This is a genomic window from Elioraea sp. Yellowstone (genome assembly GCF_006704265.1).
Classification (GTDB): domain Bacteria; phylum Pseudomonadota; class Alphaproteobacteria; order Acetobacterales; family Acetobacteraceae; genus Elioraea.
Genome location: NZ_VIKA01000154.1, coordinates 1 through 7,052, shown reverse-complemented (window position 1 = coordinate 7,052; position 7,052 = coordinate 1). Strand labels below are relative to the sequence as shown.

Below are 7,052 nucleotides of genomic sequence, written 5' to 3'. Positions count from 1 at the left end.
CCGCAGCCCGGTCGCGCTCGCGGCACTCGGCGTGGCGGTGCCGGCCCTCGGCTCGCTGGTGCTCGGCCTCGCCCTCGCCGAGCGGCGGATCGGCCCCGAGGAGGCGCATGCTCTGGCCACGCTCGACGAGGCGTTCCAGGCCGAGGAGTGGGGCCAGGATGCCGAGGCGGCGGCGCGGCTGGCCGCGATCGCCGCCGATGTCAGGCTGGCCGCGCGCATCCTCGCCCTCGACCAGCCGGAGCGGGTGGCATGAGGACGGTGCGGCTGTTCGTCTCCGGCCGCGTCCAGGGGGTGGGCTTCCGCGCCTTCGCGCAGCGCCAGGCCGACCGGCTGGGGGTGGACGGCTGGGTGCGCAACCTGCCGGACGGGCGCGTGGAGGCGCTCGCCGCGGGCGAGGACGAGGCGGTGGCGGCGTTCATCGAGGCGCTCCGGCGCGGACCGGCGATCGCGCGCGTGAGCGGCGTCGAGGTGATCGAGGCGCCGGGCGAGGCCACCGTGGCGGGCTTCCGCCAGCGCGATTGATCGGCCTTGCCGTCGACGGCGGATCGGCCGACAGTTCCGCAACGACCGGATGGGCGGTCGGTGCGCCGGGGAGAGGACAATGCGAGGGATGATCCTGGCGGTGCTGGCGCTTCTGGCTGCCGCGCCCGCTGCGGCGCAGCCTGCGGCGGTGGCGCAGGCGACGCAGTCGGCGATGCAGGACTGCCGGGGCGCCGGCGGCACACCCTCGCTGAAGCCCGGCTACCAGACCGGCGCCGACCTGAACGGCGACGGCGTCGAGGACTACCTGCTCGACTTCCAGCACCTCGAATGCGCCAATGCCTGGTCGTTCTTCTGCGGCTCGGCCGGCTGCCCGCTGGTGGCGTTCGTCTCGGGCCCGTCCGGACATCGCGCCCAGCCCTTCGGCCACGTGCAGGGCTGGAGCCTGATCCCGGGTTCGCCGCCGGCGGTCGAGGTGGCGCTGCATGGGGCGATGTGCCGCCGCGGCGGCATCGGCGCCGAGGGCTGCACCCGGCGCTATGCCTGGAACGGCCGCGAGCTCGCCGCTCTCGGCGCGGCCTCCCGCCCGCAGGCGGCATCGCCCGAGGCCGCGCCCGCACCAACGGCGACCGCCCGACCGCCCGCGCCACCCTCGCCGAGCGACTGGTCGCTCCGGCCGGTGGCCGGGCGCAGCCCGGTCGCGACCGTCGCCGGACCGGGGGTGATCCATTCGCTCTCGCTGCTCTGCTTCAACGATGTCCCGGTGGTGGCGCTGGCGCTGCGCGGCCGGCCGAGCGTGAGTCGGGCGACCGTCACCTTCCTGTTCCCCTCGCTCGGACGGCTCGACCATCCGATCGGCCAGCAGCCGGGCGGCGGGCAGAACGTCTGGTACGCCGATCTCCGCCGCTCACGCCTGCCGCAACTGCTCGCCGGGCGCGACAGCGAGGCGGTGGTCGCGATCAACGGCGTGCGCCAGGGCACGATCTCGCTGCGCGGCTCCACCGCCTCGATCCGTTCGGCCCTGCAGTCCTGCTACCGGTTCTGACGGCCTGTCCCGCGCGCTGCCGCAAGCCGTGCCCCGCTCGCCGTGGCGCGCAGGGAGGGATCAGGCGAAGGCCGCGGACAGGCGGCGCGCCGCGCGGAAGGTGGGGCGCGACAGTCCGGCGCTGAGCGCGACCGCCACCAGCACCGCGCCGACATGCCAGACCAGCACCATCACCGCCGCATCGAGATGGTGCACCAGCGACAGGCCGACCGAGGCGAGCATCGCCACCGAGAGCACGCCGGTCGCCGCAGTGGGCACCGGACGGATCGGCGCGGCATGGCGCAGCGCGACCAGCATCGCGCCGCCGAGCGGCACCGAAAGCCCGAGGATGAAGCCGAGGCAGCCCCAGGAGGTGCCGAGCGCCAGCCCCTCCGGCCCGAGCCGGACGAAGTCCGCCACACAGCCCCAGCCGAGGCTTGCCACCCAGAGCGCGAAGCCCGGCAGCGGGAGGAGGGCCCAGGCGTCCGACCGGTCGGGCAGGGCGAGATGGAACGCCGCGACCGCGGCGAGCGCGCCGGTCGCGCCGGCGGCGGCGAGCTGCGCCACCTCCCAGGACCGGTCGAGGCGCTCGGCCAGGTCCGGTCGGAACCCCGCCACGCCGACCACGGCCGCGATCGCCAGCACCGACAGGCCGAGCCAGAGGGCGGCCCGCATCAGCGGCGGCCGCAGCCGCTTCACCGGCGTCGCATCCGCCACCATCGCCGCGAGCAGATCCTCCGTCCGCACCTCGCTCAGTCCCTCTCGCCACCGATCACGTGGCGCCTGAGCGCCAGGATCGCCCGGTGGGTCGCGACCTTCAGGGCCGTGACCGACTGTCCCGTTCGCGCCGATGCCTCCGCCAGGCTCATCTCCCGAAGCTTGAGGAGCTCGATGGCCTGGCGCTGCCCCGGGGGAAGCCCCGCCACCGCGGCCCGGACGTCCCGGGCCTGGAGACGGCTCTCCCCTTCGTTCGTCGGCGCGCCCTGCAAGGTTTCGTGATGGAGGTCGGTCAGTGCCGCCTCGCGCCCGGCGCGCCGGGCGACGCTGCGGACCCGGTCGAGCGCGCGGCGCTCGGCGATCGCGCCGAGCCAGGGGCGGATCGGCCGGGCCGGATCGTAGCTGTGGCGGATCTGGTGGATGGTCAGCAGCGCATCCTGGACCGCATCCTCGACATCGGCCTCCCCGCGCAGGCGCCGCCGCGCCACCGCCCGGAGGAACGGCACGATCTCGCGCAGGAGCCGCTCATAGGCGTGCCGGTCGCCGTCCTGGGCTGCCGCCATCAGGGCCGACCAGTGGTCGTCGCGTCGGATGGGCGATGTCGCCATGACGGGACCATCCCCTGCCGTCTTCGCGACCGGCACAGACGAGGCCCGGACGGTCGCATCGCGCCGAGGCGGCGGTTGCCCTGCGGCAAGGCGCTTCTATTGTCATACCCTCCGCACAAAGGCTCGACCTTTGTGCGGAGGGTATCGCGCGCGGGGTTGGTGGGGCGGCCGCGCGCGAACATGACCCCATACCAGCCCGCCGAAGGTCAAACTTTCGACGGGCTGGTATCAGACGGGCAGGCATCTTTCAAGGACGCACGGCCGTGACGCCTTCCCGTGACGGAGCCGTGCAAAGCGGAGGAATGATGATGCGCTGGAGCGTGATGGCTGCGCCGGCCGCGATGGCCGCGGCGATCCTGGGAACCGCCTCTCCGGTCGTGGCCGACGATCGCTGCGATCGTGCCGAGGTGCGCGCCGAGCGTGCGATCGCGATCGCGCGCGAGGCCGGGGTGGCGCTGGTCGAGGATCTCGAGTGCGACGACGGGCGCTGGGACATCGAGGGGCGCAGCGCCAACGGGCGCGAGATCGAGATACGGATCGACCCGCGCACGGGGCGCGTGCTGCGGGTGGAGCGGGACGATTGATGGTCGGAAGCACAACAGGCTGACCGCCTTGCCATTGTGCCGAGGATGGCGCGCGCGAGGCTGGTGAGGCGGCCGCGCGCGAAACCGACGCAATGCCCGACCGTGGAAGGCCGGACTGTCGACGATGGTGCGTGGGGAGGCTCGCGTCCAGGCCGCTCAGTGACCGAGGATCTGACTGAGGAAGGTCTTCAGCCGCTCGCTCTTCGGGTTGGCGAAGAACTCGCCCGGCGGGCCGACCTCCACCACCTCGCCGCGATCCATGAACACCACCCGGTCGGCGACCGTGCGCGCGAAGCCCATCTCGTGCGTCACCACCACCATGGTCATGCCCGACTCGGCGAGCTCCACCATCACGTCCAGCACCTCTTTGATCATCTCCGGATCGAGCGCGGAGGTCGGCTCGTCGAACAGCATGATCTTCGGCCGCATGCAGAGTGCGCGCGCGATCGCCACGCGCTGCTGCTGGCCGCCCGAGAGCTGGCCGGGATACTTCTGCGCCTGCTCAGGGATGCGCACCCGCGTCAGGTACTCCATCGCCAGCGCTTCGGCCTCCCTCTTCGGCATCTTGCGCACCCAGATCGGCGCGAGCGTGCAGTTCTCGAGGATGGTGAGGTGCGGGAACAGGTTGAACGACTGGAACACCATGCCGACCTCGCGGCGGATGGCGTCGATGTTCTTGAGATCGTCGGTGAGCTCGATGCCGTCGACGATGATCTGCCCCTCCTGGTGGCTCTCCAGCCGGTTGATGCAGCGGATCATGGTCGACTTGCCCGAGCCCGAGGGGCCGCAGACCACCACGCGTTCGCGCTCGGCCACAGTCAGGTTGACGTCGCGCAGGACGTGCAGCGCGCCGAACCACTTGTTGACGTTGATCAGCTGGATCATCGGCTTGGCGCCGGCCGCGATGCCGCTGCGCACCGTCGTCTCCGACCTCGCCATGGCCTCTCGCATCATCCCTCTCCCGATCCTCTGCGACGCTCAGCGCCGGCGGTGACGGTTGAACTCGCTCTCCAGGTCCTGGCTGTATTTCGACATCGCGAAGCAGAACACGAAGTAGATCGCGGCCACGAACAGGTAGGCCTCGACCCCGAAGCCCTGCCAGGCGGGCTCGATGATCGAGGTCTTGGCGGTGTTCAGGAGGTCGAAGATGCCGATGATCAGCACCAGCGAAGTGTCCTTGAACATGCCGATGAAGGTGTTGACGAGCGGCGGGATCACCATCCGCAGCGCCTGCGGCAGCACGATGAAGCCGGTCTTCTGCCAGTAGGAGAGGCCGAGCGCGTCCGCCGCCTCGTACTGGCCCTTGGGCAGCGCCTGCAGTCCGCCGCGCACCACCTCGGCGAGATAGGCGGCGGCGAACAGGATGATCGCCACCTGCGCGCGCAGGAGCTTGTCGATGTTCATGCCCTCGGGCAGGAACAGCGGGAACATCACCGAGGCCATGAACAGGAGGCTGATCAGCGGCACGCCGCGGATCAGCTCGATATAGACGACGCAGAGCGCCCTGACCGCCGGCATCGAGGTCTGCCGCCGCCCGAGTGCCACCAGGATCGAGAGCGGGAAGGCGAAGGCGATGCCGAAGGTCGAGAGGATCAGCGTGATCGGCAGCCCACCCCAGCGCTCCTGCTCGACGAAGCGGAGCCCGAACACCCCACCCCACATCAGCACGCCGATCGCCGCCAGCGCGACGAGCCAGATCAGGCCGAGCCAGCGGTTCCAGAAACGGCGCATCGCCGAGACGACGTAGAGGGCGACGAAGATCGCGACGACGAGCGCGGGTCGCCACTGCTCCTCGAACGGGTAGAGGCCGAACAGGATGAAGCGGTACTTCTCGCCGATCAGCGCCCAGCATGCGCCCTCGCCGCGGGCCGCACGGCAGGCGGAGGTGTCGACCTGCGCGCCGCTGCCGGGCACCTCCCAGATCGCGTTGATCACGCCCCAGGAGATCAGCCCGAGCGTCCAGGAGACGACGAGATAGGCGAGCACCAGCGTGACCGCGGTGTTCAGCCAGGACGAGAACAGGTTGGCGCGCAGCCATCCGACCGGGCCGACGGACATCGCCGGCGGGCGGCGCACCCGGTCGTCCGCTGCCGCGATCGCCTCGGCGGTCGTGGTATGGGCGGGAGGCGGGGTCATCGTCTCACCGCTCCTTCAGCGCGATCCTGGCATTGTACCAGTTCATGAACACGCTGATCGACAGGCTGATGGTCAGGTAGACCGCCATGATGATGGCGATCCCCTCGATCGCCTGGCCGGTCTGGTTCAGGGTCGTGTTCGCGATCGAGACGATGTCCTGGTAGCCGATCGCCACCGCCAGCGACGAGTTCTTCGTGATGTTCAGGTACTGGCTGGTCATCGGCGGGATGATCACGCGCAGCGCCTGCGGCAGGATGATCAGGCGGAGCTGCTCGCCGCGCGAGAGCCCCAGGGCGCCGGCCGCCTCCCACTGGCCGGTGTGCACGGCGAGGATGCCCGCGCGCACGATCTCGGCGATGAAGGCCGCCGTGTAGAGCACGAGGCCGAGCAGCAGCGCGGCGAACTCCGGCGTGATCGTGCCGCCGCCGCGGAAGTTGAAGCCGCGCAGCTCCGGCGCGTCGATCGTGAAGGGCGCGCCCATCGCCGCCCAGACCGCCGCCGGCAGCCCGACCATCAGCGCAAGCCCCCACGGCCAGAGGCGCGGGCGCTGGCCGGTCGCCATCTGGCGGGCGGTGAACCGGCGCGCGAGCAGCACCGTGCCCGCGATCCCGGCGGCCAGCGCGAGCAGGGCGGCGGTGTGCGCCTCCTCCCAGACGAGCCAGGGGAACTTGATGCCGCGGTTGGAGAGAAAGACCGAGCCGAAGGGGTTGAGCGCCTGGCGCGGTCCGGGCAGGCCCTGCATCAGGGCGTACCAGAACAGGAGCTGCAGCAGGAGCGGCAGGTCGCGCAGCAGCTCGACATAGATCCCGGCGAGCCGCGCCAGCAGCCAGTTGTGCGACAGCCGCGCGATGCCGATCAGCGTGCCCAGCACGGTCGCGAGCACGATGCCGATCAGCGACACGCGCAGCGTGTTCAGGACGCCGACCAGCAGAGCGCGCGCATAGGTATCCGCCGGCGAATAGGGGATCATGCTCTCGCCGATCGGCAGCCCCGCCTCGCGCGAGAGGAAGCCGAAGCCGGTGGCGATCTTGCGCACCTCGAGGTTGCGCATGGTGTTGGCGACCAGCCACCAGACCGCGAAGCCGACCAGGCCGATGATGACGATCTGCCAGACGATGCTGCGCATCGTCGGGTCGCGCCACGACAGGGTCAGGCCGCGGCGCGGCGCGGTCCTGCCGTAGCGCGGGTCGGCGGCGAGCGCGTCCTGCGGCATCAGTGGCGCGTCGCTGGGTCGGCGCGAACGGTCCCGGTCGTCAACCCTCGATCCTCGCTCCCTGTCGGCGCTCCCCGGTGCGGCCACGCTCGGCGGCGGCCGCGCCGCAGCGCGGCCCCTAGCCTGGGGCAGAGTTGCGCCCGGATCAACGGTTGCGGTGACGGTTCCGGGGCGGCCGGGCTTCGGCTAGGGTGCCGCCATGAACGTCATGACCGCCCGGGCCGCCGACCCGGCCGCCCTCTTCGCCGCGATGGCGCGCGCCGCGCGCACGGCCGCGCACGCGCTCGCCC

Annotated in this window: 8 protein-coding genes and 1 pseudogene; 4 read left to right on the top strand and 5 right to left on the bottom strand. The window is 71.7% G+C overall.

Going from position 1 to position 7,052, the window contains the following annotated elements:
- The 3 genes and pseudogenes from FK498_RS15975 to FK498_RS15965 all read left to right on the top strand — a co-directional run.
- Positions 1–253 (top strand): annotated as a pseudogene (locus FK498_RS15975) (chaperone, ATP12); the annotation flags it as partial.
- Positions 250–522 (top strand): acylphosphatase, encoded by a 273-nt coding sequence (locus FK498_RS15970; RefSeq protein ID WP_141856277.1) that lies wholly within the window; start codon positions 250–252, stop codon positions 520–522. The pseudogene FK498_RS15975 and the gene FK498_RS15970, both read left to right, overlap by 4 nt.
- Positions 523–601: 79 nt before the next feature.
- On the top strand, positions 602–1,525 hold the full coding sequence (locus FK498_RS15965; protein WP_141856274.1) for a hypothetical protein: 924 nt from the start codon (positions 602–604) through the stop codon (positions 1,523–1,525).
- Between the two features lie 60 nt (positions 1,526–1,585).
- On the opposite strand, the gene FK498_RS15960 is transcribed toward FK498_RS15965, so the two are convergent.
- Together FK498_RS15960 and FK498_RS15955 are read right to left on the bottom strand one after the other, a co-directional pair.
- Positions 1,586–2,251 carry an NrsF family protein gene (locus FK498_RS15960; protein ID WP_141856272.1) on the bottom strand — a complete coding sequence of 222 codons (666 nt, stop codon included), beginning with the start codon at positions 2,249–2,251 and terminating at the stop codon, positions 1,586–1,588.
- Between the two features lie 5 nt (positions 2,252–2,256).
- Positions 2,257–2,829 carry a sigma-70 family RNA polymerase sigma factor gene (locus FK498_RS15955; protein ID WP_141856270.1) on the bottom strand — a complete coding sequence of 191 codons (573 nt, stop codon included), beginning with the start codon at positions 2,827–2,829 and terminating at the stop codon, positions 2,257–2,259.
- 305 nt (positions 2,830–3,134) lie between these two features.
- Between FK498_RS15955 and FK498_RS15950 the strand changes: the two genes are divergently transcribed.
- On the top strand, positions 3,135–3,413 hold the full coding sequence (locus FK498_RS15950; protein WP_161988448.1) for a PepSY domain-containing protein: 279 nt from the start codon (positions 3,135–3,137) through the stop codon (positions 3,411–3,413).
- Between the two features lie 156 nt (positions 3,414–3,569).
- Here FK498_RS15950 and FK498_RS15945 read toward each other — a convergent pair whose 3' ends face one another.
- From FK498_RS15945 to FK498_RS15935, 3 genes are read right to left on the bottom strand one after another with little or no spacing between them, the layout of a single operon-like run.
- Complete coding sequence (locus FK498_RS15945; protein ID WP_304598720.1) at positions 3,570–4,352, bottom strand: amino acid ABC transporter ATP-binding protein; 783 nt, start codon at positions 4,350–4,352, stop codon at positions 3,570–3,572.
- A 39-nt stretch (positions 4,353–4,391) separates the two neighbouring features.
- On the bottom strand, positions 4,392–5,549 hold the full coding sequence (locus FK498_RS15940; protein WP_141856266.1) for an amino acid ABC transporter permease: 1,158 nt from the start codon (positions 5,547–5,549) through the stop codon (positions 4,392–4,394).
- A 4-nt stretch (positions 5,550–5,553) separates the two neighbouring features.
- Positions 5,554–6,762, bottom strand: a complete 1,209-nt coding sequence (locus tag FK498_RS15935) for an amino acid ABC transporter permease (protein ID WP_141856264.1) — start codon at positions 6,760–6,762, stop codon at positions 5,554–5,556.
- Between the last annotated feature and the right edge of the window lie 290 nt (positions 6,763–7,052).

Excerpts from the sequence above, each read along its gene's own strand:
- FK498_RS15935 (WP_141856264.1), bottom strand. The coding sequence starts at position 6,762 with ATGCCGCAGGACGCGCTCGCCGCCGACCCGCGCTACGGCAGGACCGCG.
- FK498_RS15950 (WP_161988448.1), top strand. The coding sequence starts at position 3,135 with ATGATGCGCTGGAGCGTGATGGCTGCGCCGGCCGCGATGGCCGCGGCG.
- FK498_RS15955 (WP_141856270.1), bottom strand. The coding sequence starts at position 2,829 with ATGGCGACATCGCCCATCCGACGCGACGACCACTGGTCGGCCCTGATG.
- FK498_RS15965 (WP_141856274.1), top strand. The coding sequence starts at position 602 with ATGCGAGGGATGATCCTGGCGGTGCTGGCGCTTCTGGCTGCCGCGCCC.
- FK498_RS15940 (WP_141856266.1), bottom strand. The coding sequence starts at position 5,549 with ATGACCCCGCCTCCCGCCCATACCACGACCGCCGAGGCGATCGCGGCA.
- FK498_RS15945 (WP_304598720.1), bottom strand. The coding sequence starts at position 4,352 with ATGGCGAGGTCGGAGACGACGGTGCGCAGCGGCATCGCGGCCGGCGCC.
- FK498_RS15970 (WP_141856277.1), top strand. The coding sequence starts at position 250 with ATGAGGACGGTGCGGCTGTTCGTCTCCGGCCGCGTCCAGGGGGTGGGC.